The 24,643-nt window shown below is 67.8% G+C and carries 28 protein-coding genes and 2 tRNA genes; 4 read left to right on the top strand and 26 right to left on the bottom strand.

What is annotated here, in order from left to right; all coding sequences use genetic code 11:
- Positions 1–5 precede the first annotated feature (5 nt).
- The 20 genes from nuoK to VGR32_RS11050 form a co-directional block, all read right to left on the bottom strand.
- Positions 6–314, bottom strand: coding sequence for an NADH-quinone oxidoreductase subunit NuoK (gene nuoK / locus VGR32_RS11145; RefSeq protein ID WP_125257342.1), 309 nt, complete (start codon positions 312–314; stop codon positions 6–8).
- On the bottom strand, positions 314–940 hold the full coding sequence (locus VGR32_RS11140; RefSeq protein ID WP_327450633.1) for an NADH-quinone oxidoreductase subunit J: 627 nt from the start codon (positions 938–940) through the stop codon (positions 314–316). Before VGR32_RS11140 ends, nuoK begins: the two co-directional genes overlap by 1 nt.
- A gap of 106 nt (positions 941–1,046) precedes the next feature.
- Entirely contained in the window at positions 1,047–1,538 is a 492-nt protein-coding gene (gene nuoI, locus VGR32_RS11135; protein ID WP_327450631.1) for an NADH-quinone oxidoreductase subunit NuoI, read from the bottom strand.
- Positions 1,539–1,578: 40 nt separating this feature from the next.
- Positions 1,579–1,791: a hypothetical protein gene (locus VGR32_RS11130; RefSeq protein ID WP_327450629.1), complete on the bottom strand. Its 213-nt coding sequence runs from the start codon at positions 1,789–1,791 to the stop codon at positions 1,579–1,581.
- Complete coding sequence (nuoH, locus tag VGR32_RS11125) at positions 1,788–2,852, bottom strand: NADH-quinone oxidoreductase subunit NuoH (RefSeq protein ID WP_414642915.1); 1,065 nt, start codon at positions 2,850–2,852, stop codon at positions 1,788–1,790. The genes VGR32_RS11130 and nuoH overlap by 4 nt, the downstream gene beginning before the upstream one ends.
- A complete protein-coding gene (locus VGR32_RS11120) occupies positions 2,852–3,175 on the bottom strand; it encodes a hypothetical protein (protein ID WP_327450626.1) in 324 nt (107 codons plus the stop codon). The genes nuoH and VGR32_RS11120 overlap by 1 nt, the downstream gene beginning before the upstream one ends.
- Positions 3,176–3,179: 4 nt before the next feature.
- The gene (gene nuoG / locus VGR32_RS11115; protein ID WP_327450624.1) at positions 3,180–5,228 is read right to left on the bottom strand and encodes an NADH-quinone oxidoreductase subunit NuoG; all 2,049 of its coding nucleotides are present in this window, start codon (positions 5,226–5,228) and stop codon (positions 3,180–3,182) included.
- Complete coding sequence (locus VGR32_RS11110; RefSeq protein WP_327450623.1) at positions 5,228–5,719, bottom strand: hypothetical protein; 492 nt, start codon at positions 5,717–5,719, stop codon at positions 5,228–5,230. The genes nuoG and VGR32_RS11110 overlap by 1 nt, the downstream gene beginning before the upstream one ends.
- Positions 5,719–7,035 carry an NADH-quinone oxidoreductase subunit NuoF gene (gene nuoF / locus VGR32_RS11105; RefSeq protein WP_327450621.1) on the bottom strand — a complete coding sequence of 439 codons (1,317 nt, stop codon included), beginning with the start codon at positions 7,033–7,035 and terminating at the stop codon, positions 5,719–5,721. The genes VGR32_RS11110 and nuoF overlap by 1 nt, the downstream gene beginning before the upstream one ends.
- A 2-nt stretch (positions 7,036–7,037) precedes the next feature.
- Positions 7,038–7,268: a hypothetical protein gene (locus VGR32_RS11100; protein WP_327450619.1), complete on the bottom strand. Its 231-nt coding sequence runs from the start codon at positions 7,266–7,268 to the stop codon at positions 7,038–7,040.
- Positions 7,268–7,534 (bottom strand): hypothetical protein, encoded by a 267-nt coding sequence (locus VGR32_RS11095; protein WP_327450618.1) that lies wholly within the window; start codon positions 7,532–7,534, stop codon positions 7,268–7,270. Before VGR32_RS11095 ends, VGR32_RS11100 begins: the two co-directional genes overlap by 1 nt.
- Complete coding sequence (nuoE, locus tag VGR32_RS11090; protein ID WP_327450617.1) at positions 7,531–8,193, bottom strand: NADH-quinone oxidoreductase subunit NuoE; 663 nt, start codon at positions 8,191–8,193, stop codon at positions 7,531–7,533. The genes VGR32_RS11095 and nuoE overlap by 4 nt, the downstream gene beginning before the upstream one ends.
- Positions 8,193–8,381, bottom strand: coding sequence for a hypothetical protein (locus VGR32_RS11085; RefSeq protein ID WP_327450616.1), 189 nt, complete (start codon positions 8,379–8,381; stop codon positions 8,193–8,195). Before VGR32_RS11085 ends, nuoE begins: the two co-directional genes overlap by 1 nt.
- Positions 8,378–8,761, bottom strand: coding sequence for a nuclear transport factor 2 family protein (locus VGR32_RS11080; protein WP_327450615.1), 384 nt, complete (start codon positions 8,759–8,761; stop codon positions 8,378–8,380). The genes VGR32_RS11085 and VGR32_RS11080 overlap by 4 nt, the downstream gene beginning before the upstream one ends.
- Positions 8,758–9,159 (bottom strand): hypothetical protein, encoded by a 402-nt coding sequence (locus tag VGR32_RS11075; protein ID WP_327450614.1) that lies wholly within the window; start codon positions 9,157–9,159, stop codon positions 8,758–8,760. The genes VGR32_RS11080 and VGR32_RS11075 overlap by 4 nt, the downstream gene beginning before the upstream one ends.
- Entirely contained in the window at positions 9,156–9,509 is a 354-nt protein-coding gene (locus VGR32_RS11070; protein WP_327450613.1) for a nuclear transport factor 2 family protein, read from the bottom strand. Before VGR32_RS11070 ends, VGR32_RS11075 begins: the two co-directional genes overlap by 4 nt.
- Positions 9,509–10,687 (bottom strand): NADH-quinone oxidoreductase subunit D, encoded by a 1,179-nt coding sequence (locus tag VGR32_RS11065; RefSeq protein ID WP_327450690.1) that lies wholly within the window; start codon positions 10,685–10,687, stop codon positions 9,509–9,511. Before VGR32_RS11065 ends, VGR32_RS11070 begins: the two co-directional genes overlap by 1 nt.
- A gap of 104 nt (positions 10,688–10,791) precedes the next feature.
- On the bottom strand, positions 10,792–11,415 hold the full coding sequence (locus VGR32_RS11060) for an NADH-quinone oxidoreductase subunit C (protein ID WP_327450612.1): 624 nt from the start codon (positions 11,413–11,415) through the stop codon (positions 10,792–10,794).
- Positions 11,412–12,023, bottom strand: coding sequence for an NADH-quinone oxidoreductase subunit B family protein (locus VGR32_RS11055; protein WP_327450610.1), 612 nt, complete (start codon positions 12,021–12,023; stop codon positions 11,412–11,414). Before VGR32_RS11055 ends, VGR32_RS11060 begins: the two co-directional genes overlap by 4 nt.
- Positions 11,993–12,370, bottom strand: coding sequence for an NADH-quinone oxidoreductase subunit A (locus VGR32_RS11050; protein WP_327450608.1), 378 nt, complete (start codon positions 12,368–12,370; stop codon positions 11,993–11,995). The genes VGR32_RS11055 and VGR32_RS11050 overlap by 31 nt, the downstream gene beginning before the upstream one ends.
- Before the next feature lie 189 nt (positions 12,371–12,559).
- Here VGR32_RS11050 and VGR32_RS11045 point away from each other — a divergent pair, with 189 nt between their 5' ends.
- The gene (locus VGR32_RS11045; protein WP_327450607.1) at positions 12,560–14,173 is read left to right on the top strand and encodes an AbgT family transporter; all 1,614 of its coding nucleotides are present in this window, start codon (positions 12,560–12,562) and stop codon (positions 14,171–14,173) included.
- Between the two features lie 97 nt (positions 14,174–14,270).
- Positions 14,271–14,347, top strand: a tRNA-Asp gene (locus VGR32_RS11040).
- A 40-nt stretch (positions 14,348–14,387) separates the two neighbouring features.
- Here the strand turns inward: VGR32_RS11040 and VGR32_RS11035 are convergent.
- The 5 genes from VGR32_RS11035 to VGR32_RS11015 all read right to left on the bottom strand — a co-directional run bounded on the left by VGR32_RS11035 (position 14,388) and on the right by VGR32_RS11015 (position 18,403).
- Positions 14,388–15,374: an SDR family oxidoreductase gene (locus VGR32_RS11035; RefSeq protein WP_327450605.1), complete on the bottom strand. Its 987-nt coding sequence runs from the start codon at positions 15,372–15,374 to the stop codon at positions 14,388–14,390.
- Positions 15,375–15,439: 65 nt separating this feature from the next.
- On the bottom strand, positions 15,440–15,955 hold the full coding sequence (locus VGR32_RS11030) for a histidine phosphatase family protein (protein WP_327450603.1): 516 nt from the start codon (positions 15,953–15,955) through the stop codon (positions 15,440–15,442).
- 1 nt (position 15,956) lies between these two features.
- On the bottom strand, positions 15,957–17,297 hold the full coding sequence (locus VGR32_RS11025; RefSeq protein WP_414642914.1) for a glycosyltransferase: 1,341 nt from the start codon (positions 17,295–17,297) through the stop codon (positions 15,957–15,959).
- 30 nt (positions 17,298–17,327) lie between these two features.
- Positions 17,328–17,522: a hypothetical protein gene (locus VGR32_RS11020; RefSeq protein WP_327450601.1), complete on the bottom strand. Its 195-nt coding sequence runs from the start codon at positions 17,520–17,522 to the stop codon at positions 17,328–17,330.
- Complete coding sequence (locus tag VGR32_RS11015; RefSeq protein WP_327450599.1) at positions 17,522–18,403, bottom strand: SPFH domain-containing protein; 882 nt, start codon at positions 18,401–18,403, stop codon at positions 17,522–17,524. The genes VGR32_RS11020 and VGR32_RS11015 overlap by 1 nt, the downstream gene beginning before the upstream one ends.
- Positions 18,404–18,579: 176 nt before the next feature.
- On the opposite strand from VGR32_RS11015, the gene VGR32_RS11010 reads away from it, so the two are divergent.
- Positions 18,580–21,756: an autotransporter outer membrane beta-barrel domain-containing protein gene (locus VGR32_RS11010; protein ID WP_327450597.1), complete on the top strand. Its 3,177-nt coding sequence runs from the start codon at positions 18,580–18,582 to the stop codon at positions 21,754–21,756.
- Positions 21,757–21,760: 4 nt separating this feature from the next.
- A tRNA-Val gene (locus tag VGR32_RS11005) sits at positions 21,761–21,837 on the top strand.
- A 50-nt stretch (positions 21,838–21,887) separates the two neighbouring features.
- Here the strand turns inward: VGR32_RS11005 and lon are convergent.
- Entirely contained in the window at positions 21,888–24,284 is a 2,397-nt protein-coding gene (lon, locus tag VGR32_RS11000; protein WP_327450595.1) for an endopeptidase La, read from the bottom strand.
- Between the last annotated feature and the right edge of the window lie 359 nt (positions 24,285–24,643).

Below are 24,643 nucleotides of genomic sequence, written 5' to 3'. Positions count from 1 at the left end.
CACGGTCAGCCCTTCATCACCGAGGCGTCGTCCACGGCGATGTCGCCGCGGTTGCGGAAGAAGGTGACCAGAATGGCCAGGCCGACGGCAGCCTCGGCCGCGGCGACGGTCAGGACGAACATCGCCATGATCTGCCCCGAAACCTCGTTGAGGTGGGTCGAGAAGGCGACGAAGTTGATGTTCACGGCCAACAAAATCAGCTCGACCGACATCAGGATGATGATGACGTTCTTGCGGTTCACGAAGATGCCGAAGACGCCGATCGTGAACAGCATGGCGGCGACCGCCAGATAGTGGGCCAGGGTCACGACCATCAGCGCAGCTCCTCCGGGTTCAGGCCGGCGCCGGTCTCGATGGACTTCAGCTCCATGGCGGTCTTCGCGCTGCGGCCGACCTGCACGCCCACGTCCTGGCGCTTGATGCCCGGCTTGTGGCGCAGCGTCAGGGTGATGGCGCCGATCATGGCGATCAGCAGCACGATGCCCGCGGCCTGGAAGAAGTAGACGTAGTCCGTGTAGAGCACCCGGCCGATCGCCTCGATGTTGGTCTGGTCCGCCGTCGCGACCGCAGGACCGACCGCGTCCGCCGCCGCGCCGCCGTTGGCCACCGCGACGGTGATCATGATCATCTCGGCCAGCAGCACGCCCGCCACGATGATGGCGATGGGCAGATACTGCGCGAAGCCGGAGCGCAACTTCACGAAGTCGACGTCCAGCATCATGACGACGAACAGGAACAGCACCGCCACGGCACCGACGTAGACGACGACCAGCAGCATGGCCAGGAACTCGGCGCCCAGCAGGACGAACAGCCCCGCGGCGGAGAAGAAGGCCATGATCAGCCACAGGACGGAGTGCACGGGGTTGCGCGCGGTCACGACCAGCAGGGCCGAGGTCACCGTCACGGCCGCCAGCACGTAGAAGGCGATGGCTGAGATCACGCCCGGGCTCCCAAGATGAAGGACGGCGCGCGCGAGTCAGGTCCCGGGGCGACGCGGCGCCCTTCTAGACCCGCGCTTCCGGCGACGACAAGGCCGGCGGAGACGATCAGCGCCATGACGCGTCCATCTCCAGATTCTTCGCAATGGCGCGCTCCCAGCGGTCGCCGTTGTCCAGCAGCCGGGCCTTGTCGTAGTAGAGCTCTTCCCGCGTCTCTGTGGCGAACTCGTAGTTCGGGCCCTCGACGATGGCGTCGACCGGGCAGGCCTCCTGACACAGGCCGCAATAGATGCATTTCACCATGTCGATGTCGTAGCGGGTCGTGCGGCGGCTGCCGTCCTCGCGCGGTTCGGCCTCGATGGTGATGGCCTGCGCCGGGCAGATGGCCTCGCACAGCTTGCAGGCGATGCAGCGCTCCTCACCGTTCGGGTAGCGGCGCAGGGCATGTTCGCCACGGAAGCGCGGCGACTGCGGGTTGCGCTCGAACGGATAGTTCACCGTCATCTTCGGACGCAGCAGCTGTTTGAACGTCAGGAAGAAGGCGCCGACGACGTCGACCAGCAGGGCGCCGCGCAGGGTCTGGCTCACGCGGGCGATCATCGGGTCGATCCTTGGCTCATCGGGGTCAGGGGCATCATCGTCAATTCCGCGGGCAGGCTTGCATGTCGCGGTCGTAGTCGCGGTCGGCGTTGCGGTTGGCCGCGGCCTGACAGCGGCGGTCCTGCTCGGCCTGCCGGTCGGCGCGCTCCACCCGCTGCTGGGCCGTTTCGTTCGGGTTCGGCTGGATCGGCCGCGTCCAGTTGCAGGCGGCGGCCGTCAGGGCCAGCGTCAGGATCAGGATCGCGCGCATCACGCCCCCACCATGAACACGCGCCAGGCGGCGACGCCGGCGACGGCGACCAGCGAGGTCGGCAGGAAGATCTTCCAGCCCAGACGCATCAGCTGGTCGTAGCGATAGCGGGGCACGAACGCCTTCACCATGGCGATCATGAAGAACCAGAAGACCGTCTTGGCGCAGAAGGTCAGGAAATAGACGGTTTGCTCCAACCAACCGGGCAAGGCGTCGAGCCACGCCTGCGAGACGCCGGGGTTCCAGCCGCCGAAGAACAGCAGGCTGATCATCGCGCACATGAAGACGATGTTGACGTACTCGCCCATCATGAAGAGCAGGTACGGCGTCGACGAGTACTCGACCTGATAGCCGGCCACGAGCTCCGACTCCGCCTCTGGCAGGTCGAAGGGCGGGCGGTTGGTCTCGGCCAGGGCCGAGACGAAGAAGATGATGGCCATGGGGAACATGATCAGGACGGTGGGCCAGGTGCCCTCCCCGCCGCCGAAGGCGAACCAGTTCCAGATCCAGCCCTCCTGCTCCGTCACGATCGACGTCAGGTTCATGGTCCCGGCCAGCAGGATGACGTTGATGATCACCAGGCCGATGGAGACCTCGTAGGACACCATCTGCGCCGCGGACCGCAGCGAGCCGAGGAACGGGTACTTCGAGTTGGAGGCCCAGCCGCCCATGATGATCCCGTAGACGCCCAGCGAGCTGATGGCGAAGACGTACAGGATGCCGACGTTCAGGTCGGAGATGACCCACCCCGGGGCGAATGGAATGACCGCCCAGGCGCCGAAAGCCACGATGACCGTCAGAACCGGCGCCAGCAGGAACACCGCCTTGTCCGACCCCGCCGGAACGACGACTTCCTTCAGCACGAATTTGAAGAAGTCGGCGAACGACTGAAGCAGGCCGAAGGGGCCAACCACGTTCGGCCCTTTGCGCATCTGCACGCCCGCCCAGATCTTGCGGTCGGCCAGCAGCAGGAAGGCCACGGCCAGAAGCACGCCGATCGTCACCAGCAGGATCGCGCCGACGGTGGCCAGGGTCCAGCCAAGGGGAGAAGTCCAGAATTCCATCACATCAGACCCAAGGCATAGCCGAACAGCGATATGGTCAGCACGCCGCCGACCACGAAGAAGGCTCTGGTCAGCCAGACCAGGCGAGAAACCGTCTGGTCGCCAAACTCCACGTGCCGCGAGCTGAACACGAATCCCAAAAATCGCATGCCCTTCGCGGGCGAGTCCGGGAACAGCGGCGGAACCTCATAACCCCGGGGTTGCACGTCAGGTGAGGACACGCGCCGATGAAGCAGAAACAGGCTGCCGATGTAGGCGGCATTCGCGAGGAACGCAGCGGCAAAAAGCGACAGGAACGACGCGGGGATTTCGGTTTCCGTCATCCCGTCACTCCGCCGCCAGGGCCAGCTTGCCGCCGACGCGGCGCGCGGACAGGTCGGCCATGGTCGGGCTGGCGCGGCCGATGGGGTTGGCCAGATAGGGGTCGCGGACCAGCGAGCGCAGCGGCGCGGCCGACAGCTCGCCCTTCTTGCCGAGCGTGGACGGGTCGAACGGCGCAGGCGTGGGCCGCCAGTCGATCTGGCCGAAGGTCGGATGTTCGGCGATCAGCCTTTCGCGCAGCTGGGTCAGGCTGTCGTACGGCAGGGTGCGGCCCACGCGCTCGGACAGGGCGCGCAGGATGGCCCAGTCCTCCTTGGCCTCGCCCTTGGGGAAGACGGCGCGTTCGGCGATCTGAACCCGGCCCTCGGTGTTGACGTACAGACCCGATTTCTCGGTGAAGGCGGCGCCGGGCAGGATGACGTCGGCGCTATGGGCGCCGCGGTCGCCGTGGCTGCCGAGATAGATCTTGAAGGCGGTCGAACCCGAGGCGTCGATCTCGTCGGCGCCCAGCAGGAACAGCACGTCCAGCGCGCCCTTCTTCACCATGTCGGTCGCCGACAGGCCGCCGTCGGCCGGCACGAAGCCCATGTCCAGACCGCCGACGCGCGCGGCGGCATGGTGCAGGACGTTGAAGCCGTTCCAGCCGTCCTTCACGACGCCCAGCTTCTTCGCCAGGACGCCCAGCGCGTTCAGCACCGCCGGCCCCTGCTCGCCCGCCAACGCGCCCGCGCCGATCACGAACGCCGGACGTTCCGCCTTCGACAGGGCATCGGTCGCTTCCCGGGTCAGCTTTGCCAGCGTCGCCGCCGACGCGCCGAGCCGCTCAACGTCATAGGTCAGGTCGCCGGTTTCGCCGACGACGCCGATCTGCGACGACCCGTTCAGCCACGACTTGCGCAGGCGGGCGTTCAGGATCGGCGCCTCGACGCGCGGGTCCGTGCCGATCAGCACCACGGCGTCGGCCGCTTCGATGCCGGCGATGCCCGAGTTGAACAGCCAGCCCTCGCGCGGGCCGTGGCCCAGCGCCGACCCGTCCTGACGGCAGTCCACATTGGCCGAGTCCAGGGCGCGGAACAGGTCCAGCGCCGCCTTCATCGACTCCGCGTCCTGCAGGTCGCCGGCGATCACGCCGATGCGATCGGCGGCCGCGGCCGACAGCGCCTTCGCCGCGGCGTCCAGCGCCTCGTCCCATGTCGCGGCGACCAGCTTGCCGTCCCGGCGCACCCACGGCCGGTCCAGACGGCGGTGCTTCAGCCCGTCGACGGCGTAGCGCGAGGCGTCGGAAAGCCACTCCTCATTGATGCCCTCGTGCACGCGCGGCAGGGCGCGCATGACCTCGGCCCCCTTGGCGTCGATGCGGATGGCCGAGCCCAGACCGTCCATGACGTCGACCGTCTCGGTCTTGCGCAATTCCCACGGACGATAATGGTACTGCCACGGCCGGTGCGTCAGGGCGCCGACGGGGCAAAGGTCATTGACGTTGCCCGACAGCTCGCTGTCGACCGCCTTTTCGAGATAGGTCGTGATCTCGGCGTCCTCACCGCGCGAGATCATGCCGATGTCGGGCACGCCGGCCACCTCGGTGATGAACCTCACGCAACGGGTGCACTGAATGCACCGCGTCATGAAGGTCTTGATGGTCGGGCCCATGTATTTTTCTTCGACCGCGCGCTTGTTCTCGGCATAGCGGGAACCGTCGCGGCCATAGCCCATGGCCTGATCCTGCAGGTCGCACTCACCGCCCTGATCGCAGATCGGGCAGTCCAGCGGGTGGTTGATGAGCAGGAACTCCATCACCCCTTCGCGCGCCTTCTTCACCATGGGCGTGTCGGTGAAGATCTCCTGCCCGTCGGCGGCCGGCAGCGCGCACGACGCCTGTGGTTTGGGCGGTCCGGGCTTCACCTCGACCAGGCACATGCGGCAGTTGCCGGCGATGGACAGGCGCTCGTGGTAGCAGAAGCGCGGGATTTCGTGGCCCGCGCGCTCGGCGACCTGGAGCACGGTCATGCCGGGCTCGAACTCGGTCTCGATGCCATTGACCTTGGCGACGGGCATCAGGCGGCCTCTTCTTCGGGTTCGGCGGCGACGGGGAAGGTCTCGGCGGAGACGGCGCCGTCGGGCAGGGTCGTGGTGATCGTGATCTCGCGCGCGGTGACCACGAAGCGGACCAGCGGATCGCCGGCCTGATTCATCCAGCGGTTCTGGGCCTCGTCCGGGCGATCCAGCGGCTTCCACACGATCATGTCGCCGTCGACGCGGCACTGGGCCCGGCGGGCGCCGCCGTCGACCGGCGCGCGCCACGTGGCGTCGGCTATGCCCTCGCGCACGGCGGCGATGGTCACGGCCTCGATTTGCTGGCCGTGAACGGCGGCGATGCCGGCGCGACATACCCTGCGAAGGCCGGCCTCGGTCAGTTCGATGGTGGGCGGCGCCGTGCCGTCCTTGGCCGGCGGCGGCGGAGAGGCAGGCGGTGCTTCGGCCTTCTCGCTCCGGCCGCAGGCGGCCACGGCCAACGACGCCAGCAGGATGAGGGGAAGCGCGCGCATCATTCGGCCGCCACGGCGTGACCGGCGAAGTTCGCGCGGCGGGTCCGATATTGGGAGATGCGGTCCTCGATCTCGTGACGGAAGTGACGGATCAGCCCCTGTACCGGCCACGCCGCGGCGTCGCCCAGCGCACAGATGGTGTGGCCTTCCACCTGACCGGCGACGTCCAGAAGCAGGTCGATCTCCGACGGATCGGCCTCGCCCACGGCCATTCTCTCGAGCACGCGCCACATCCAGCCGGTGCCTTCGCGGCACGGCGTGCACTGACCGCAGCTCTCATGCTTGTAGAAATAGCTGATGCGCGCGATCGCCTTCACCAGGTCGGTCGACTGATCCATCACGATCACCGCCGCGGTGCCCAGCCCCGAACGCATCTCGCGCAGGCTGTCGAAGTCCATGAGTGCGACCTCGGACATCTCGCGGGTGATCAGCGGCACCGACGACCCCCCGGGGATCACCGCCTTCAGGTTGTCCCAGCCCCCGCGCACCCCGCCGCAGTGCTCTTCCAGCAGCTGCTTCAGCGGAATCGACATCGCCTCCTCGACGTTGCACGGGCGGTTCACGTGGCCCGAGATCGTCATCAGCTTGGTGCCGGTGTTGTTCGGCCGGCCGAAGCCCGCGAACCAATCGGCGCCGCGACGCAGGATGGTGCCGACCACCGCGATCGACTCGACGTTGTTCACCGTGGTCGGGCAGCCGTACAGGCCGGCGCCGGCCGGGAACGGCGGCTTCAGGCGGGGCTGGCCCTTCTTGCCCTCCAGGCTTTCCAGCAGCGCCGTCTCTTCGCCGCAGATGTAGGCGCCCGCGCCGTGGTGGATGTAGACGTCGAAGTCCCAGCCGTGAACGTTGTTCTTGCCGATCAGCTTGGCCTCATAGGCCTGGGCGACCGCCGCCTCCATCCGCTCGCGCTCGAAGACGTATTCGCCCCGCAGATAGATGTAACAGGCGTGCGCCTGCATCGCGAAGCTGGCGATCAGGCAGCCCTCGATCAGCAGCTGCGGATCGTGGCGCATGATCTCCCGGTCCTTGGCGGTGCCCGGTTCGGATTCGTCGGCGTTGACGACGAGGTAGTGCGGCCGGTCGGCGCGCAGCTCCTTCGGCATGAACGACCACTTCAGTCCGGTCGAGAAGCCGGCCCCGCCGCGCCCGCGCAGGCCGGAATTCTTGACGTTGGTGATGATCCAGTCCCGACCGAGGTCGAGCATGTCCTTGGTCGCGTTCCACGCGCCGCGCTTCTTCGCGCCTTCCAGCGTCCAGTCCTGAAGGCCGTACAGGTTGGTGAAGATGCGATCCTTGTCTTCCAGGATTCCGACCATGGTCAGTTCAGGTCCCCGCGGCGGCTCTCGGCCGCGTTCATCTTGATCTTGGCCCAGACGGCCATGCCGACGCCCGCAAGGGCGATCAGACCGCCGACGGGCACGAGCAGCTCCATGTGCGGGCCGAACCAGCCCAGATGGCCCGCGGCGGCGAGGCCGGCCCCAAGCAGAACGTCGCTGAGCGCGACCCACATGAACACCCGCAGGTCGACCGGTTTGTCCTTCTCGGCCATCACCCCGCCTCCCGCATGCGACGGCGGTGGTGACGGGTACGGATGAAGATGGCGGCCAGCATCAGGGCCCAGCCGCCGGCCAGGGCCGCATAGCCGACCCATTGCACCGTCTGCGCCGCTCCGCCCGCCTGTGCCGACGCATAGACGGCGATCGCCCCCAGCACGACCAGCGCGAAGCCGATCAGGCGCGGCGTGCGCGCGACGGCACGCAGCTCGGCCCGATAGGCGGCCACGCCCGCGTCGGTGCTGAAGTCCGGCTTCGTCATGCCTTCACCGGTTCGGCGTTCGGCAGCTTCCGGATCGGCTTTGCGGCCGAGCCGTCATAGAGGCCGGGATCCGTCAGGGTCAGCGGACCGCCCTCGGGACCAGAGTTCGTGCGATCGACGCGGGGACCCGGCTCGGGCGACTTGCCGGCGGCGAAGTCGTCGATGATCCGCTCCATGTCCCTGGCGGTCAGGTCCTCGAAATAATAGTCGTTGATCTGGGCCATGGGCGCGTTGGCGCAGGCGCCCAGGCACTCGACCTCCTGCCAGGTGAAGCGGCCGTCGGCGCTGAGCTTGTCCTTCGGCCCGATCTTTTTCTCGCAGACCTTCATCAGGTCGCCCGAGCCGCGCAGCATGCACGGCGTGGTGCCGCACACCTGGATCAGGGCGGTCTTCCCGACCGGCTCCAGCATGAACATGGTGTAGAAGGTCGCGACCTCCAGCACGCGGATCACCGGCATGCCCAGCAGCTCGGCGATGGCGCGCGTGGCGGGCTCGGACACCCAGCCTTCCTGCTTCTGCACCAGCCACAGGATCGGGATCACCGCCGACTGGCGGCGGTCGCCCGGGTACTTGTTGATCCACCAGTACGCCTTTTCCTTCGTCTCCTCGGAAAAGACGAAGGATTCCGGTTGGACCTTGGCGAGACGACGCACACCCATCAGACGTCCATCTCCGTCACCGTCAGGCCCTTGCCCATCATCTTCTTCCTCAGCGTGACGATCTTCCGCTGGCCGTGGCGGCGCAGCAGGAAGCAGTGATGCACGTGCTCGCCATACGGAGCCGTGGCCGAATAGTGGTCCAGCTCCCACCCTTGCGAGAGCCATGCGGTCAGGGCGCGATCTGTCATGTGTTCACGCTCATCTCGACGATGCAGCCGTCCTTGACGCGATAGACCGTCAGGCCGGTGAAGGTGCCCTGCGGGCCGCCGGTGAAGGCCTCCGTCTGGGCCACGGTGTCGCCGACGGCCAGCTGCTGCAGCGGCCGCATGACGTAGGCCGGCTCGGTCAGGAAGATGTGAGTGCGATAGTTGCCGATCAGATCGGCGCCGGTCATCTGCAGGCCGGCGCCCAGACCGATGCGTGCGCCCGGCGAGATCACCGCTTCCGCCGCCGCCAGATCGCGGGCGTTGTAGGCCGCCATGAAGGCGTCGACGGCCTCGGCCGCCGTGCGCGCGACGGCGCCCGGCTCGCAGACCGTCAGTGCGGAAATCAGGGCGGCGGCGATCATCGGCGCCCCCCGAACCAGCGGCCCAGACGCTCCGACCAGATCGCGCGGTCGGCGCGGATCAGGGCGCCGGTGGCGAACGAGAACGGCGGCAGACGGCGCACGGCCAGTCGACCGAGGAAGATCGCGCCCATCATCCAGGGGAGGCTGCGCAGGTTGGCTTCGAGAAAGCCGCGGCCGTCCTCCAGGTAGCCGAGGCGATAGGCGCCGCGGACGAGGGTCACGCCTGCGATCGACGGCGTCTGCATCAGGCCCGCGCCAAGAAGGAAGCCGAAGGCGCCCAGCTTCTCCCGGCGACGCGGCGAGAAGGCGAACTCCACGCCCAGTCCGAACGCCAGCAGACCGACGAAGGCCAGTAGCTGAAGCTGGGTGAAGACCGGCTGGACGACGAAGGCGCTCACTGCCCCTCCCCCGCGTCCGGCAGGATCCACGACCGCGCGATGGTGCAGCCCTCGACCTGATAAATCACGACGGCGCGCATCATCTCCACGCCGCCGACGGCGATGATCTCCTCGTCGATGACGAACTGGCCGTTGGCGATCCGCTCGCCCAGCGTCAGCGTGAACTGACGGTCGGTGAAGCTGGAGGCGTAGCCCGCCCGCATCTCGTCGTGCCCCGTCATGACCGGCGTACCCGGGAAGTCGGAAACGACCGCGTCCGGGGCGTACATGGCGACGAACGCGTTCAGGTCGCCGGCCTGAAAGGCCTGCAACTGGCGCTCCACCACTTCCACCGGATCGCAGTCGAACATCACCGGTCGACCTCTCCGAACACGATGTCCAGCGAGCCGAGGATGGCCGAGACGTCGGCCAGCATGTGGCCGCGGTTCATCCAGTCCATGGCCTGCAGGTGCCGGAAGCCGGGGGCCGATATCTTGACCCGGTACGGCTTGTTGGTGCCGTCCGAGACCAGATAGACGCCGAACTCGCCCTTGGGCGCCTCGACGGCGGCGTAGACCTCGCCCACCGGCGTGCGGAAGCCCTCCGTGTACAGCTTGAAGTGATGGATCAGCGCTTCCATCGACCGTTTCATCTCGCCGCGACGCGGCGGCACGATCTTGTTGTCCTCGATCATCACCGGCGCGCCGGTGCAGTTGCGCAGGCGGTGGATGCACTGCTCCATGATCCGGGCCGACTGGCGCATTTCTTCCATGCGGCACAGGTAGCGGTCCCAGCAGTCGCCGTTCTTGCCGACCGGGACGTCGAACTCCAGCTCGGCATAGCACTCGTACGGCTGGTTCTTGCGCAGATCCCAGGCGATGTCCGAGCCGCGCAGCATCACGCCGGTGAAGCCCCACTCCAGCGCGTCCTGCTTCGACACCACGCCGATGTCGACGTTGCGCTGCTTGAAGATGCGGTTCTCGGTGACGAGGGCGTCGATGTCCTTCATCGCCGCCGGGAATTCCTGGCACCAGCGGGCGATGTCGTCGATCAGGTCGCCCGGCAGATCCTGGTGGACGCCGCCGGGACGGAAGTAGTTGGCGTGCAGGCGCGCGCCCGAAGCGCGCTCATAGAACACCATCAGCTTCTCGCGCTGCTCGAAACCCCACAGCGGCGGCGTCAGCGCGCCGACGTCCATGGCCTGGGTCGTCACGTTCAGCATGTGCGACAGGATGCGGCCGATCTCGGAGTACAGGACCCGGATCAGCTGGGCGCGGTAGGGCACGTCGATGCCCAGCAGCCGCTCGATGGCCAGGCAGAAAGCGTGCTCCTGGTTCATCGGCGAAACGTAGTCGAGCCGGTCCAGATACGGCACGTTCTGGAGGTAGGTGCGCGCCTCCATCAGCTTCTCGGTGCCGCGGTGCAGCAGGCCGATGTGCGGGTCGACGCGGGTCACCAGCTCCCCGTCCAGCTCCAGCACCAGACGCAGCACGCCGTGTGCGGCCGGGTGCTGGGGACCGAAGTTGATGGTGAACTTGCGGTCGTCCATCTCACGTGCGTGGTGGGTGCGCGCATCGCTCGGGTCGTCGAAGACGTCCGTGCCGATCACCGTCGTGGGCTTGGGCGCCGGGGTGTGGGTTCCGTCGGCCATGGTCAGCCCTTCACCTTCTCGTCGCCCGGCAGGACCGGCGCCGGATATTCCGCGCCCTCCCAGGGCGACAGGAAGTCGAAGTTGCGGAACTCCTGCTGCAGGCGGACCGGCTCATAGACCACCCGGCGCTGCTCCTCGTCCCAGCGCACCTCGACGTGGCCGGTCATGGGAAAGTCCTTGCGCAGGGGATGCCCCTCGAAGCCGTAGTCGGTCAGCAGGCGGCGCATGTCGGGATGGCCGGAAAACAGCATGCCGTACATGTCGAAGGCTTCGCGCTCGAACCAGTTGGCGCTGGGATAGACCTCGATGACGCTGGGGACCGGCTGAACCTCGTCGGTCGCCACCTTGACCCGCACGCGCACGTTCCGCGTCATCGACAGCAGGTGATAGACGACCTCGAACCGCTCCTCGCGGTCGGGATAGTCGGCGCCGCAGACGTCCAGAAGCTGCTGGAAGCCGAAACGGTCACGCAGGTCGGTCAGCACCTGCACGATCTTCTCGCGCTCGGCGACAAGGGTCAGCTCGCCGAAGGCGACCTCGGCTGCCACGTCCAGCTCGGCCACCATCTCGGCGCCCAGCGGCGTCAGGGCGGCCTCCGTCGCCGCGATCACGTCCAGCGCGCTCATCGGTCGATCGTCCCCGTGCGGCGGATCTTCTTCTGCAGCTGCAGCAGCCCATAGACGAGCGCCTCGGCCGTCGGCGGGCACCCCGGAACGTAGACGTCCACCGGCACGACCCGGTCGCAACCGCGAACGACGGAATAGCTGTAGTGGTAATAGCCGCCGCCGTTGGCGCAGCTGCCCATCGACAGCACGTAACGCGGGTCGGGCATCTGGTCGTAGACCCGGCGCAGGGCGGGGGCCATCTTGTTGGTCAGGGTGCCGGCCACGATCATCAGGTCGGACTGGCGCGGGCTGGCGCGCGGGGCCATGCCGAAGCGCTCGAGGTCATAGCGCGGCATCGACGCCTGGATCATCTCCACGGCGCAGCAGGCCAGACCGAAGGTCATCCACATCAGCGACCCGGTGCGAGCCCAGGTGATGACGTCGTCCAGCGAGGCGGTCAGGAAGCCGCGCTCGCCCAACTCCATGTTGACCTGCTCGAAGAACTTGTCGTGCAGCGCGGGGTCGTACCCCTCCACCGACGAGCGGGCGGACAGACCGTAGGGGCTGGCGGGCGCGGGCGGGGTCGCGCCGGGAACGATCACTCCCATTCCAGGGCTCCCTTCTTCCATTCGTAGATGAAGCCGACGGTCAGCACGCTGAGGAAGATCATCATCGACCAGAAGGCGAAGATCATGCCGCCCTGAGACAGGTCGAACAGCGAGACGGCCCAGGGGAACAGGAAGGCGACTTCAAGGTCGAAGATGATGAAGAGGATCGACACCAGGTAGAAGCGCACGTCGAACTTCATGCGGGCGTCGTCGAAGGCGTTGAAACCGCATTCATAGGCCGCCAGCTTCTCGCTGTCGGGGTTCTTCGGCGCCACCACCAGGGCGGCGACGGTGAACAGGATGCCGATCACGCCGCCGATCGCCAGGAAGATGACGGCCGGCAGGTATTCCAGGAGGAATTCGTTCATCGAGAGAGGACCTCGGTCGCCCGCGAGGAGGCGGGCGGAATCGCGGCTTTCTAGACGCACTCCCCGCCGCGTTCAAACCCTGCGGGGCCGGGATTTTCTGCGAGTCGTTCGCAGGTTACGAGATGTCGCATTGCGCGATCGACCGTGACCGTTTCCCTTGGACCATCCCGTCACTTTCCGGAGTTCCCCATGAAGCTCGGCGCCCGCGTCCTCGACGCCGTGGAAAGGGTCGGCAACAAGCTGCCTGACCCGGTGTTCCTGTTCCTCTGGCTGATCGGCGGGCTGATCGTGCTGAGCCTGATCGGGTCCGGCCTCGGCTGGACGGCGGTCAATCCGGTGACCGGGGACGTGCTGGTGGCCAAGAGCCTGCTGTCGTCCGAAAATCTCGAGCAGTTGATCATCGGCATGCCGCGCACCCTGGCGGAGTTTCCGCCGCTGGGCATCGTGGTGACGATCATCTACGGCGCCTCGGTGGCGGAGCGCAGTGGCCTGTTCCGCACGGCGATCCGCGGAGCTCTGCTGAATGCGCCGAAGTCGATCCTGACCCCCATCGTCGTGGTCACCGGCATGGTCTCGCACCACGCGTCGGACGCGTCCTACGTCGTGGTCATTCCACTGGCGGCCGTCATCTTCGCGGCGGCCGGCCGGCATCCGCTGGCCGGGCTGGCCGCCGGGTTCGCGGCGGTGTCCGGCGGCTACGCGGGCAACCTGTTTCCGGGCGCTTCGGACGCGCTGATCCTGGGCATCACCGAGCCGGCGGCACACCTGATCGATCCGTCCTACTCAGTGAACATCGCAGGCAACTGGTTCTTCATCGTCGGCGTGGTGATCGTGTTCACGCCGATCGTCTGGTTTCTGACGGACCGGGTCATCGAGCCGCGACTCGGCGCCTGGACGCCCGTCGAGGCGGCCGATCCCGCTGCGCCGGCCAGCGCCGACGAGAACGCCCTCACCCCGGACGAGAAGCGCGGCCTGTTGTTCGCCGCTCTGACCGCGCTGGGGATGGTCGCCCTGTGGGCGTTCATCACCTGGCTGCCGGCATCGCCGTTCATCGACCCCGAGGCGGACCCGGAGCAGCGCTTCAATCCGCTTTACCGGTCGCTGGCCGCCTTCTTCGCCGTGACCTTCTTCGTCACCGGCGCGGCCTACGGCGTGGGCTCGCGCACGGTGCACAGCCACCGCGACCTGGTGCGCATGATGCGCGAGGGCATCGCCCAGCTGGCGCCGTATCTGGTGCTGGCCTTCTTCGCCGCACACTTCGTGGCCATGTTCAACTGGTCGGGGCTGGGTCCCATCCTGGCGGTGAACGCGGCCGCGGGACTGAAGGAAATCGCCCTGCCCACGCCGTTGCTGCTGATCGCGGTGGTGCTGGTCTCCTGCTTCTTCGATCTGTTCATCGGCTCGGCCTCGGCCAAGTGGTCGGCGCTGGCCCCGATCGTGGTGCCGATGTTCATGCTGCTGGGGATCAGTCCCGAAATGACCACCGCCGCCTACCGCATGGGCGATTCCGTGACGAACATCGCCACACCGCTGATGAGTTATTTCCCGCTGATCCTCACCTTCGCCCAGCGCTGGGATCCCCGGTTCGGCCTCGGCAGTCTGATGTCGACCATGCTGCCCTACGCCGGCGCCTTCCTGATCGCGGGGTTGACCATGGTGGCGCTGTGGGTCGCGCTGGACTTGCCGCTGGGGCCGGGCGTGGGCGTGCACTATGAGCCGCCGCCGCCCGTCGAGGCGGCGCAGGCGCCGGCCGAAGGCGGGGTTCTGGGCCCCCAGACGCCGCCCCAGCCGGCCGCGCGCTGATCTGTGAAAAAACGGGCGGGGCCGCGCTTGACGGGCGCGCGGCCCCCGCCTAAACGACGCCCCTCGCCGCGGCGCACCAGCGCTTCGGCCGGGATGTGCGGGTGTAGCTCAGTTGGTTAGAGTGCCGGCCTGTCACGCCGGAGGTCGCGGGTTCGAGCCCCGTCACTCGCGCCATTCCTGACGAACGTCGGAATGGCCACCGCCCATCCCTTCCTCACCCGCCCGAGTAGCCGCCGATGATCGGCAGCACCTCGCCGGTGATGTAGCTGGACATCTGGGGCGACGCCAAAAAGACGAAGGCCGGAGCGATCTCCTCGGGCTGCGCGGGGCGTTTCATCACCGTCTGCGACCCGAACTCCGACACCTTTTCCGCGTCCTTGTCGGCCGGGTTCAGCGGAGTCCAGACAGGTCCGGGCGCGACCACGTTCACGCGGATTCCCCGCGGCGCCAGATGCGTGCCCAGCGAGCGGGCGAAGGCGTGGATGCCGCCCTTGGTCAGCGAATAGTCCAGCAGGTCCTTGTTCCCCATGATGCCGGTGACCGAACCGGTCATGACGATCGATCCGCCCGCCTTCATGTGCGGGACGGCCGCCTGACAGATGTTGAAGTAGCCGTAGAGGTTGGTCTTCATCGTCCGGTCGAAGTGATCGAACTTCAGGTCCTCGAACGCCTGCACATGCTCCTGGAACGCGGCGTTGGGCACCACGACGTCCAGCCGGCCGAAGGCGTCCAGCGTGGCCTTCACCGCGGCCTTGGCGAACTCCGGATCGGCCACGTCTCCCTTGATGACGATCGCCTTGCGCCCTTCCGCCTCGACCGCGGCCCTGGCGTCTTCGGCGTCCAACTCCTCGTCCAGGTGGCAGATGGCGACGTCGCAGCCTTCACGGGCGAACAGCACCGCCACCGCGCGCCCGATGCCGGAGTCGCCGCCGGTCACCAGCGCGGCGAACCCGTCCAGCTTGCCCGAGCCCTTCCAGAAAGGCGCGTCGTATAGGGGCGCGGGATCCAGCGCCGCCTCGTCGCCCGGCTTGGTCTGGTGCTGCTTCGGGAACGGCGGTTCCGGATACCGGCGCGCGCCGGCCTGAACCGCGCCCTCATCGCCGCCCCCGCCCGACTTCGCGTCCTTCGCGTCGATGCGCGCCTGCACCTCGCGCTCATGTTCCGCCACCTTTTCGGCGCGGGGGTCGAAGCGGTCGTCCATGTCTGCCTCCTGCGTCTTCGCAGGGGCAACGAGCCGGGCGCGCGGCCCGTTCCGAACGGCTCAGCTCAGCAGGTCGTGGCGGCACCGTAGCGGACCACGTCGGCATGCGGGACGGAGGCCGTCAAATCCACCCGCGTCAGGCGGTCGTACTCGCACTCCGGCATGTCCGCCGCCTCGACGCCCAGCGCCCTTGCGATCAGGGGAACCGTGTTGCTGTGGCCGACGACGAGGATCACGGCGTCCTCCGGCTGGGCGGCGATCTCCGCGACGATCGCGGCGACGTGCGCATCGACGCCGCCGTCCAGGGCGAAGGCCCGGACCGGAGCGCCGAAAGCCGCCGCCGTCGGCGCGGCCGTCAGGGCGGTGCGCTGCAGGGGGCTTACGAGCACCAGGTCGGGCCCGTCCGCGCCGAACGTCGCCGCAAGCGCCTGCGCCCGAAGCGTTCCGGCTTCCGACAGCACGGGATCGCGGGACGCGTCGGCCTTCTCGGCATGTCGGGCCAAGACGACGTGCTGAGCGGAAGCCGCGGAGGCCAGGGTCCACAAGGAGGCCGCCAGCGCGGCCATGATCGTCGGCTTCATTTCAGTCCCCTCCGCGCGGCGACCGGAACTCGGCCTTGCCGCTGACGTCAGCATAGGTGTCGCACAGGCCCTCGAACACCCGTCCCCATGCGAAACGGTCGACGGTCTTCTGCCGTGCGGCCGCGCCGACGGCGCCGAGGTCGCGCTGGAACAGCGCCTCCACCGCCTCCGCGTAGGCCGCGGGTTCGGCCACCTCCGCCAGTTGGCCGACGTTGGCATCGACCGTCTCCTTCACGCCGCCGGCGTTCACGCCCACCACCGGACGGCCGCAGGCCATGGCCTCCAGAACGATCAGACCGAAGGGCTCCTTGTCGTTGGCGTGCACGAAGGCGTCGCAGCTAGCGATGATCTTCGCCACCACCTTCGGATTCGCCTCATAGGGAAGCGAGATGACGCGCTCTTCTGGCGGCAGGCCCTGCCCCGCCCCCACCAGCACCAGGTGATAGGGCTCTCCCAGTTTCTGGACGGCCTGGATCAGGACGTCGATGTTCTTCTCCCGTGCCGGCCGACCCGCGAAGCAGAGCAGACGCGCCGACGCAGGCAGGCCCAGCCGCTTCAACAGCCAGTCCCGGTCCCTCCGGTCCGGCCGGAAGGTGTCGACTTCGACGCCCAGCGGCTGGATGACGATGTCGCGGATGCCCGCTTCTTCCAGCCGTCTGGCGATGTAGCGGCTGGGCGAGATCACGCGGTCGAACTGGCCGAACAACTGCGCCCAACGCTTCTCGACCGGCTTCTTGGCCCATTCGCCGAAGTGAAGCGCGGCCAGGCCCGCGGGGTCGGAATGGCAGAAGCCGATCACCGGGCACCCGGCGCGCTGGCCGGCCTCCAGCGCTCCCTGCCCCGGCGTGTAGGGATCGCCGGCCTCGATCAGGTCAGGCTCGAGCGACGCCACCCACGCAGCCCAGCGACGCACGGACTGGGGCCAGCGATAGCCGTCGCCGAAGGGCAGCTTGGTGGCGTGCAACTGCACGATGCCGTCGTCGCCCGCCCTGTGGTGCGCGCCCGGCACCACCAGCGTATGGGCGACGTTCGGACGGTTGGCCTCCAGCCAGGCCTTCTTCGACAGCAGGTAACGCTTCACCCCGCCCGATTTGGGCGCATAAAGCATCGTAGTGTCGACCATGCGGGGGCGCGGATCTTCCGACGCGGCCTTGGTGGCGCGCAGGGTCTCCGACACCTCCTCGTCCCAGCCCGGGAAGAGGCGGAGCTCGCCCTCCTGCACTTCCAGCCCCGCAAGGCTCACCAGCTCGCGCTCGGCCGCGCTCACGCCGATGCGGCCCTTGCGGACCTTCTTCTGGATGCGCCGGGCCTTGCGGACCTTTGACATGTGCGACTTGACCATGTCGCGCCGTAGCGCCGCCCGCGATCAAGCTCAAGCGTCGTCGCCCCTTCCCCCGGGCGGGCGGGAGTCCGGAACGGGCCGCCCCCGCCGCGACAGGGCCTCACGCAGGAGCATCTCGACCTGGGCGTTGACCGATCGAAGTTCGGCGGCGGCCAATCGCTCGACCGCCGCCATCACCTCGGGAGAGGCGCGAAGCAGGAAGGCTTTCGTCGCCCGTCCCGGCATCAGCCGTACAGGGTGCCGGTGTTGACCACCGGCTGCGCTTCCCGGTCGGCGCACAGCACGACCAGAAGGTTCGAGACCATGGCAGCCTTGCGGTCCTCATCCAGCTCGACCACGCCGCGCTCGCCGAGATCCGTCAGCGCCGCCTCGACCATGCCGACGGCGCCCTTCACGATCAGACGACGCGCGGCCAGAACGGCCTCGGCCTGCTGACGCTTCAGCATGGCCCCGGCGATTTCAGGCGCATACGCAAGGTGCGCCAAACGGGCCTCGTCGACCACCACGCCCGCGACCGAGACGCGGCCGGCCAGTTCCTGGCTCAGCTTGGCCGCGACGTCCTCCGCGTCGGCCCGGAGCGTCAACTCATGCTCTTCACCGTGGTCGTAGGCGTAGTGGGAGGCCAGATCGCGCAGGCCGGTGTCGACCTGGATGTTCACGAAAGCCTGATAATCGTCGACGTCGAACAGGGCCTGAGCCGAATCCTCCACGCGCCATACGACGTTGGCGGCGATCTCGATCGGGTTCCCGCGCTTGTCGTTCACCTTCAGCTTGTCGCTGGTCAGATTGCGGGCCCGCAGGCTGATTTTCTTGCGCGTGTACCACGGCAAAACCCAGCGGAGACCGGTCGTGCGGTCGGTGCCGCGATAGTCGCCGAACAGCAGGATGGCGGCCGCCTCGTTCGGCTGAAGCGCGTAGAAGCCGCACATCAGGAACAGGCCGACGGTGGCCAGACTGACGCCGCCGACGAGGTAAGGCCACGCATCCGGATTCTGGGCCACCAGCACCGGCCCGGCCACAACCATCGCCAGCGACGCCAGCAGAATGGGGATGCCGCCCGCGGCCCGCGCGGCCCGCTCGACGGATCGTTCTCTTTTCTCGGTCATTGAAACCCCCTGTTTCGATGTCGAAGTGATATCACCGTGACATCGTGCGGCGCAAGGCCGGAATGCGGCGCCCGGCCTTGCATTCGCCTCAAATTCGGGAAACTTGGGACAAACGTCCGAAGGGGCTGCTAAACGGCCCCTCAAATCGTCTCGTGTCGTCGAGGGTGCCCCCGCTCATGCGTCTTTTCTATGCGACCGCCGCCGCGCTCGCGCCCCTTCTCTTCGCCGCCGGCGCCCAGGCCCAGGTCGTGATCAACACGGCGCGGACGACGCCGATCCAGACGTCTAACGCCGGCACGAGCGGCGCGCCCGCCAATATCGAGATCGCCTCCGGCGGTGCGATCAATCTGTCGGCCGGCACGGCCGTCACGGTGGATTCAAGCAACACCTTCACCCTGTCCACCGGCGGATCCATCAACTTCACGAACGCCGCCAATGGGGCCGTCGGGGTGCTGGTGAATGGAGGGGTGACGACCAGCATCACCATCAACGACCGCATCACCGTGGCCGACTCGCTGGGGACCTATCCCAATCCGGACAACGACCTCGACGCCGACGGTCCTTTCGCGACCGGCTCGGGGCGTTATGGAATTCGGCTTGCGGGGCCGGTCACCGGAAACGTCGCCCTCAGTCGCTCGGGCTTCGTCTTCGTCGAAGGGAACGACTCCTACGGCATCTCGATCGACGCCGGCCTGGTGGGCAACCTCCGCAACCAGGGCGAAGTGCGGGTGCTGGGCGACCGGTCCGTGGCGGTCAGGAGCGCCGGCACCCTCGATGGCGACGCCTACATCGGGGGAACCGTGGCGTCGCTTGGGGAAGGCTCCTCGGCGGTGCGGTTCGACGGCGACGTCACCGGGCGCCTGATCTTCCAGGGCGAAGTCCAGTCGACGGGCTACCGGTACACCTCTCGTCCCAATCAGGACGCCATTGACGACCTCGACGCCGACGACAGGCTTGAAGGCGGTCCCGCGATCGTGATCGGCGCCAACGTGGCTCGGGGCGTGCTGTTCGACGTCCTCCCCACGGACTCCAATCCCAACTCAACCGACGACGACGGCGACGGCGTGACCGATTCTGAGGAAACCGCTTCCCGCGTTTCCGTTTTCGGCGCGGCGCCGGCCATTCTGGTCGGTTCCACCACCCAGAACGTCGACCTCGGCGCGGTAGGGACAGGTGACCTGAACTACGGGTTCATCAATCGGGGCACGGTCAGCTCGCAGGGCATCCTGGACGGCACCGACGCGCAGGCCATCAGGTTCGGCGCCGGGGGCGGGCGGACGGTGAACATCGCAGGCGGCGTGCTGTCTTCGGGGCCTGTGTCGGCGTTGGCGTTCGACGGCGACGCCATCGCGGTGCGCTTCGGCGACGGCGTCACGACGCCGCGCTTCGTAAATGCCGGATTTCTGACCGCCGCCAGCGCCAGCGACGTCGGGGGTCAGGTGACGGCACTGATGTTCGACGCCGGCGCCGACGTCGCCCAGTTCACCAATCGCGGGACCGTTCTGGCCACGAGCGGAGGCGGCACGGCCAACATCTCGACGGTGCTGGATTTGAGCGGGCGTCTGACGTCCTTCACCAACCTGGGGATCATCGAGGCCAACCTTGTGCCCGCGGACGACACGCCGGTCACCGGCACGGCCGTTGCGATCGATCTTCGCGCGAACACGACCGGGGTCACGTTCCTGCAGGATGACGACCCGACCGATGCGCCCCCAGGAGCCGGCAACCCCGACACGGACGGCGACGGAGTGGCCGACGCGTCCGAACCCTCCGTCTTCGGGTCGATTCTGCTGGGCTCCGGCGCCGACGTCGTCGACGTCCGGAACGGCACGGTCGACGGGGACATAGCCTTCGGGGCAGGCGCCGACCGCCTCCTGATTTCAGGAGGTTCCCGCGTGACCGCGCGGCTGTCCGACGCCGATGGACAATTGTCGATCAACGTGCAGAACGGCACGCTCGACGGCCGGCAGACAGGGCCGCTGGACGTCAGTGGTCTGACTGTGGGTCCCGACGGCCGGCTCATCGTCACCGTCGACGGCGGCACCGGTCAGGCGGGTGGATACCGGGTTTCCGGGACCGCCGACCTGCAGACGGGTGCTCAGCTCGGCGTGCGTTTCAACTCCCTGATCTCAGCCCCCACCCGCTACACGGTGATCGATGCGAACACCCTGACTCTGGGTCAGGTGGATTTCGACGCGACGGAAGCCAACTCGCCCTATCTCTTCCGAGTGGACGCCTCGGCCGACGCCGCCGCCGGGGAGGTGTACGTCGACGTGCGTCGACGCACGGCGGAGGAAGCCGGCCTCATCACGTCGGAAGCCGGTCTGTTCGACTCGTTCTACGGCGCGCTGGAGTCGGATGAGGCCCTGCTGAACGCCTTCCTGTCCCAGACCGACCGGGCGGAGTTCATCGACCTGTACGAGCAGCTGCTGCCCGACCATTCGGGCGGTCCGCTGCTGTCGCTCGCGGGCGGCGTCGACGCCGTGACCCGCGCACTGGTCGGGCGCAACGCCTCGGCCGCGCCGGGCCAAGCCAGCGCCTGGCTGCAGGAGATCACCTTCTACGCCGACAAGGACAAGACCGACAGCTACGGCTTCCGGTCGGAAGGCTTCGGCGTCGCGGGCGGCGTCGAGATGGGCACCGACTACGGCAATCTCGGCGTCAGCGTCGCCTTCACCTCGTCCGATCTGGAAGACCCGGAATCGGCGGCCGAGGAGGTGGTTTCGGCCAACCTGATCGAGCTGGGCCTCTACTGGCGGGCGCAGGGCCAGTACTGGACGACCTGGGCGCGGGCGGCGGGTGGATACGCCACGTTCGACTCCACCCGGCGGCTGGTGGGGTCGGGCCTGAACCTGACGAACACGTCCAGCTGGAACGGCTGGACGGTGGCCCTGGCCGGCGGCGCCTCGTACGAGCGCAGCTACGGCCGCTTCACCATCCGCCCCGAGGTCTACGCGGAGTACTTCTCGCTGAGCGAGGACGCGCACACGGAGACCGGCGGGGGCGGCGCGTTCGATCTGGAGATCGACGAGCGCGAGGGTCACATGTTCTCGGCCGTGGCGGCCATGAACGTCTCGATGGGCATGGGCCAGGGCAGCTGGCTGCGGCCCGAGCTGCGGCTGGGCTGGCGCCAGAACATCTCGGTCGATCCGGGCGTGACCATGGGCCGGTTCACGGGCGGCGGCGGCGACTTCGCCATCACGCCCGCCGGCATCGAGGGCGGCGGTCCGATCGTCGGCTTCCGCCTGAACGTCGGCAACGAGCTGGGCATGCTGTCCGTCAGCGCGGACGCCGAGCTGATCGAGGACTACGTCCGCTACATGCTGCTGCTGCGGGCCAGCTTCCGGTTCTGAGGCGGGGCGGCTAGCTCAGCTGGTCAGAGCACCTCGTTTACACCGAGGGGGTCGGGGGTTCGAACCCCTCGCCGCCCACCAGAGACAAGGCCCGCCGGATCGCTCCGGCGGGCCTTTTCCGTTTCAGGTCGTCAGTGGCTGACGGTGACCGCGGCGCCGTCGACGGGCGGTTCGGCGCGCGGCAGGGGCTCGGCGGCCTCGTCCCATTCGACGGGGGTCAGCGTGCCGGTCAGGGCCCACTTCAGCGCCTCGTCGGCCGTCGAGATCGGAACGATCTCCAGCGCCGACTTCACGTTGTCGGGCACGTCGGCGAGGTCCTTCTCGTTCTCCTGCGGGATCAGCACCGTCCGGATGCCGGAGCGCAGGGCGGCGAGCAGCTTCTCCTTCAGGCCGCCGATGGCCGTGACCCGTCCCCGCAGCGTGATCTCGCCGGTCATGGCGATGTCCTTGCGGATCGGCACGCCCGTCAGGACCGAGACCATGGCCACGGTCATGGCCACGCCGGCCGAGGGGCCGTCCTTCGGCGTGGCGCCGTCGGGCACGTGGACGTGGATGTCGGTCTTCTCGAAGACCGGCGGCTTGACGCCGAAGGCCAGCGACCGCGCCCGGACGTAGGACGCGGCGGCGGAGATCGACTCCTTCATCACGTCCTTGAGGTTGCCGGTCACGGTCATGCGGCCGCGGCCCGGCATCCTGATCGCCTCGATGGTCAGGATGTCGCCGCCGAACTCCGTCCAGGCCAGACCCGTGACGATGCCGACCTGGTCGGTCTCGTCCGTCTCACCGTAGCGGAACTTCCGCACGCCCGCGTATTCGCCCAGCTTGCCAGCGTCGACCGTGATGGTCTTCGCCCCGGTCCGGGCCATCTCACGCACAGCCTTGCGGGCCACGCCGCCCAGGGCGCGCTCCAGCGAGCGCACGCCGGCCTCACGCGTGTAGTAGCGGATCAGGTCGCGGATCGTATCTTCCGGCACGATCAGCTCGCCCGCCTTCAGGCCGTGGTCGGACAGCTGCTTGGGCAGGACGTGACGCTTGGCGATCTCGACCTTCTCGTCCTCGGTGTAGCCGCTGACCCGGATGATCTCCATCCGGTCCATCAGGGGCTGAGGCATGTTCAGCGAGTTGGCGGTCGTGACGAACATGATGTTCGAGAGGTCGTAATCGACCTCCAGGTAGTGGTCGCCGAAGGTCGAGTTCTGGGCCGGATCCAGCACCTCGAGCAGGGCCGACGACGGGTCGCCGCGCCAGTCGGCGCCCAGCTTGTCGATCTCGTCCAGCAGGATGAAGGCGTTGGTCGTCTTCGCCTTCTTCATCGACTGGATGATCTTGCCCGGCATGGAGCCGATGTAGGTGCGGCGGTGGCCGCGGATCTCCGCCTCGTCGCGCACGCCGCCCAGCGACATGCGGACGTACTCACGACCCGTGGCCTTGGCGATCGACCTGGCCAGCGAGGTCTTGCCCACGCCGGGAGGACCGACGAGGCACAGGATCGGCCCCTTCAGCGAGCCGGTGCGCGCCTGAACGGCCAGATACTCGATGATCCGTTCCTTGACCTTCTCGAGGCCGTAGTGGTCCTCCTCAAGGATGTCCTCGGCCTTCTGGAGGTCGATGGGCTTCTGTCTGGCCTTGCCCCACGGAATGGACAGCAGCCAGTCGAGATAGTTCCGCACGACGGTCGACTCGGCCGACATCGGGCTCATGTTGCGCAGCTTCTTGACCTCGGCCTCGGCCTTGGTCCGCGCTTCCCTGGACAGCTTCGTCTTCCGGATGCGCTTCTCCAGCTCCATGATCTCGTCGCGCTGATCGTCGGTCTCGCCCAGCTCGCGCTGGATCGCCTTCATCTGCTCGTTGAGGTAGTATTCGCGCTGGGTCTTCTCCATCTGACGCTTGACGCGCGAGCGGATCTTCTTTTCGACCTGCAGGACGCTGATCTCGCCCTCCATCAGGCCGTAAACCTGCTCCAGACGGCCGGAGACGTCGAAGGTTTCCAGCAACTTCTGCTTGTCGGCGATCTTGACCGACAGATGGGCGGCGACGCTGTCGGCCAGCTTGGACGGGTCGGTGATCTGGGGGATGGAGCTGAGGGCCTCGGGCGGGACCTTCTTGTTCAGCTTCACGTAGTGCTCGAAATGCTCGATCACGGCGCGCGACAGGGCCTCGGCGCGCGCGGGGTCGGCGACCTCGTCGTCCAGGGTGACGGCCTCGGCCTCGAAATACTCTTCCTGATCGGTGAACCGGGTCAGGCGCGCGCGGCGCTTGCCCTCGACCAACACCTTCACGGTGCCGTCGGGCAGCTTGAGCAACTGCAGCACGGTGGCCAGCACCCCGATCGGATAGATGGCGTCGGCGGCGGGATCGTCGTCGACGCTGTTCTTCTGCGTGGCCAGCAGGATCTGCTTTTCGCCCTTCATGATCTCGTCGAGCGCGCGCACGGATTTCTCGCGGCCGACGAACAGCGGCACGACCATGTGCGGGAAGACGACGATGTCCCGCAACGGCAGGACGGGCAGGACTGTGGACTCGGACATGATGCGACTTCCTGGAGCCCGGGTTGATCCCGGACCCGCCGAGCCGGCGTGGAGGGCGAGAGCCCGGCCGTTTCGACTCGACCCGCCTTGTGGCGGCCTTCGGAAAGTATGTGGTCCGGAAGCGTACGCGTTCAAGCGTGGCCGGAAATCGGATGGGGATTGAGAGGCACGGGGGCGTGCCCAAGCGCCCCGCCGCGGGACGGCGAGGTTGGAGGGCTGGCGGAGCGCCGGGCGCGAAGCCCGGATGCAGAAAGAAAATACCGTTTCGGCTTCGCGTGACGCTCCGCGCGCATGGTTTTCCGGAAGCCCGCGTCGGGTGGCGCTGTTCACGCCTTACCGCGGTCGCCTCCGGCGGGCGG

This window comes from Brevundimonas sp., from assembly GCF_035935935.1.
Lineage (GTDB): Bacteria > Pseudomonadota > Alphaproteobacteria > Caulobacterales > Caulobacteraceae > Brevundimonas.
This window is presented reverse-complemented; position numbering and strand designations above follow the sequence as displayed.

What these genes read in the sequence shown, in the direction of transcription:
- nuoK (WP_125257342.1), bottom strand. Translation starts at nt 314, where the DNA reads ATGGTCGTGACCCTGGCCCACTATCTGGCGGTCGCCGCCATGCTGTTC.
- nuoI (WP_327450631.1), bottom strand. Translation starts at nt 1,538, where the DNA reads ATGATCGCCCGCGTGAGCCAGACCCTGCGCGGCGCCCTGCTGGTCGAC.
- nuoH (WP_414642915.1), bottom strand. Translation starts at nt 2,852, where the DNA reads ATGGAATTCTGGACTTCTCCCCTTGGCTGGACCCTGGCCACCGTCGGC.
- VGR32_RS11120 (WP_327450626.1), bottom strand. Translation starts at nt 3,175, where the DNA reads ATGACGGAAACCGAAATCCCCGCGTCGTTCCTGTCGCTTTTTGCCGCT.
- nuoG (WP_327450624.1), bottom strand. Translation starts at nt 5,228, where the DNA reads ATGCCCGTCGCCAAGGTCAATGGCATCGAGACCGAGTTCGAGCCCGGC.
- VGR32_RS11110 (WP_327450623.1), bottom strand. Translation starts at nt 5,719, where the DNA reads ATGCGCGCGCTTCCCCTCATCCTGCTGGCGTCGTTGGCCGTGGCCGCC.
- nuoF (WP_327450621.1), bottom strand. Translation starts at nt 7,035, where the DNA reads ATGGTCGGAATCCTGGAAGACAAGGATCGCATCTTCACCAACCTGTAC.
- VGR32_RS11100 (WP_327450619.1), bottom strand. Translation starts at nt 7,268, where the DNA reads ATGGCCGAGAAGGACAAACCGGTCGACCTGCGGGTGTTCATGTGGGTC.
- VGR32_RS11095 (WP_327450618.1), bottom strand. Translation starts at nt 7,534, where the DNA reads ATGACGAAGCCGGACTTCAGCACCGACGCGGGCGTGGCCGCCTATCGG.
- nuoE (WP_327450617.1), bottom strand. Translation starts at nt 8,193, where the DNA reads ATGGGTGTGCGTCGTCTCGCCAAGGTCCAACCGGAATCCTTCGTCTTT.
- VGR32_RS11085 (WP_327450616.1), bottom strand. Translation starts at nt 8,381, where the DNA reads ATGACAGATCGCGCCCTGACCGCATGGCTCTCGCAAGGGTGGGAGCTG.
- VGR32_RS11080 (WP_327450615.1), bottom strand. Translation starts at nt 8,761, where the DNA reads ATGATCGCCGCCGCCCTGATTTCCGCACTGACGGTCTGCGAGCCGGGC.
- VGR32_RS11070 (WP_327450613.1), bottom strand. Translation starts at nt 9,509, where the DNA reads ATGTTCGACTGCGATCCGGTGGAAGTGGTGGAGCGCCAGTTGCAGGCC.
- VGR32_RS11065 (WP_327450690.1), bottom strand. Translation starts at nt 10,687, where the DNA reads ATGGACGACCGCAAGTTCACCATCAACTTCGGTCCCCAGCACCCGGCC.
- VGR32_RS11060 (WP_327450612.1), bottom strand. Translation starts at nt 11,415, where the DNA reads ATGAGCGCGCTGGACGTGATCGCGGCGACGGAGGCCGCCCTGACGCCG.
- VGR32_RS11055 (WP_327450610.1), bottom strand. Translation starts at nt 12,023, where the DNA reads ATGGAAGAAGGGAGCCCTGGAATGGGAGTGATCGTTCCCGGCGCGACC.
- VGR32_RS11050 (WP_327450608.1), bottom strand. Translation starts at nt 12,370, where the DNA reads ATGAACGAATTCCTCCTGGAATACCTGCCGGCCGTCATCTTCCTGGCG.
- VGR32_RS11045 (WP_327450607.1), top strand. Translation starts at nt 12,560, where the DNA reads ATGAAGCTCGGCGCCCGCGTCCTCGACGCCGTGGAAAGGGTCGGCAAC.
- VGR32_RS11035 (WP_327450605.1), bottom strand. Translation starts at nt 15,374, where the DNA reads ATGGACGACCGCTTCGACCCCCGCGCCGAAAAGGTGGCGGAACATGAG.
- VGR32_RS11030 (WP_327450603.1), bottom strand. Translation starts at nt 15,955, where the DNA reads ATGAAGCCGACGATCATGGCCGCGCTGGCGGCCTCCTTGTGGACCCTG.
- VGR32_RS11025 (WP_414642914.1), bottom strand. Translation starts at nt 17,297, where the DNA reads ATGGTCAAGTCGCACATGTCAAAGGTCCGCAAGGCCCGGCGCATCCAG.
- VGR32_RS11020 (WP_327450601.1), bottom strand. Translation starts at nt 17,522, where the DNA reads ATGCCGGGACGGGCGACGAAAGCCTTCCTGCTTCGCGCCTCTCCCGAG.
- VGR32_RS11015 (WP_327450599.1), bottom strand. Translation starts at nt 18,403, where the DNA reads ATGACCGAGAAAAGAGAACGATCCGTCGAGCGGGCCGCGCGGGCCGCG.
- VGR32_RS11010 (WP_327450597.1), top strand. Translation starts at nt 18,580, where the DNA reads ATGCGTCTTTTCTATGCGACCGCCGCCGCGCTCGCGCCCCTTCTCTTC.
- lon (WP_327450595.1), bottom strand. Translation starts at nt 24,284, where the DNA reads ATGTCCGAGTCCACAGTCCTGCCCGTCCTGCCGTTGCGGGACATCGTC.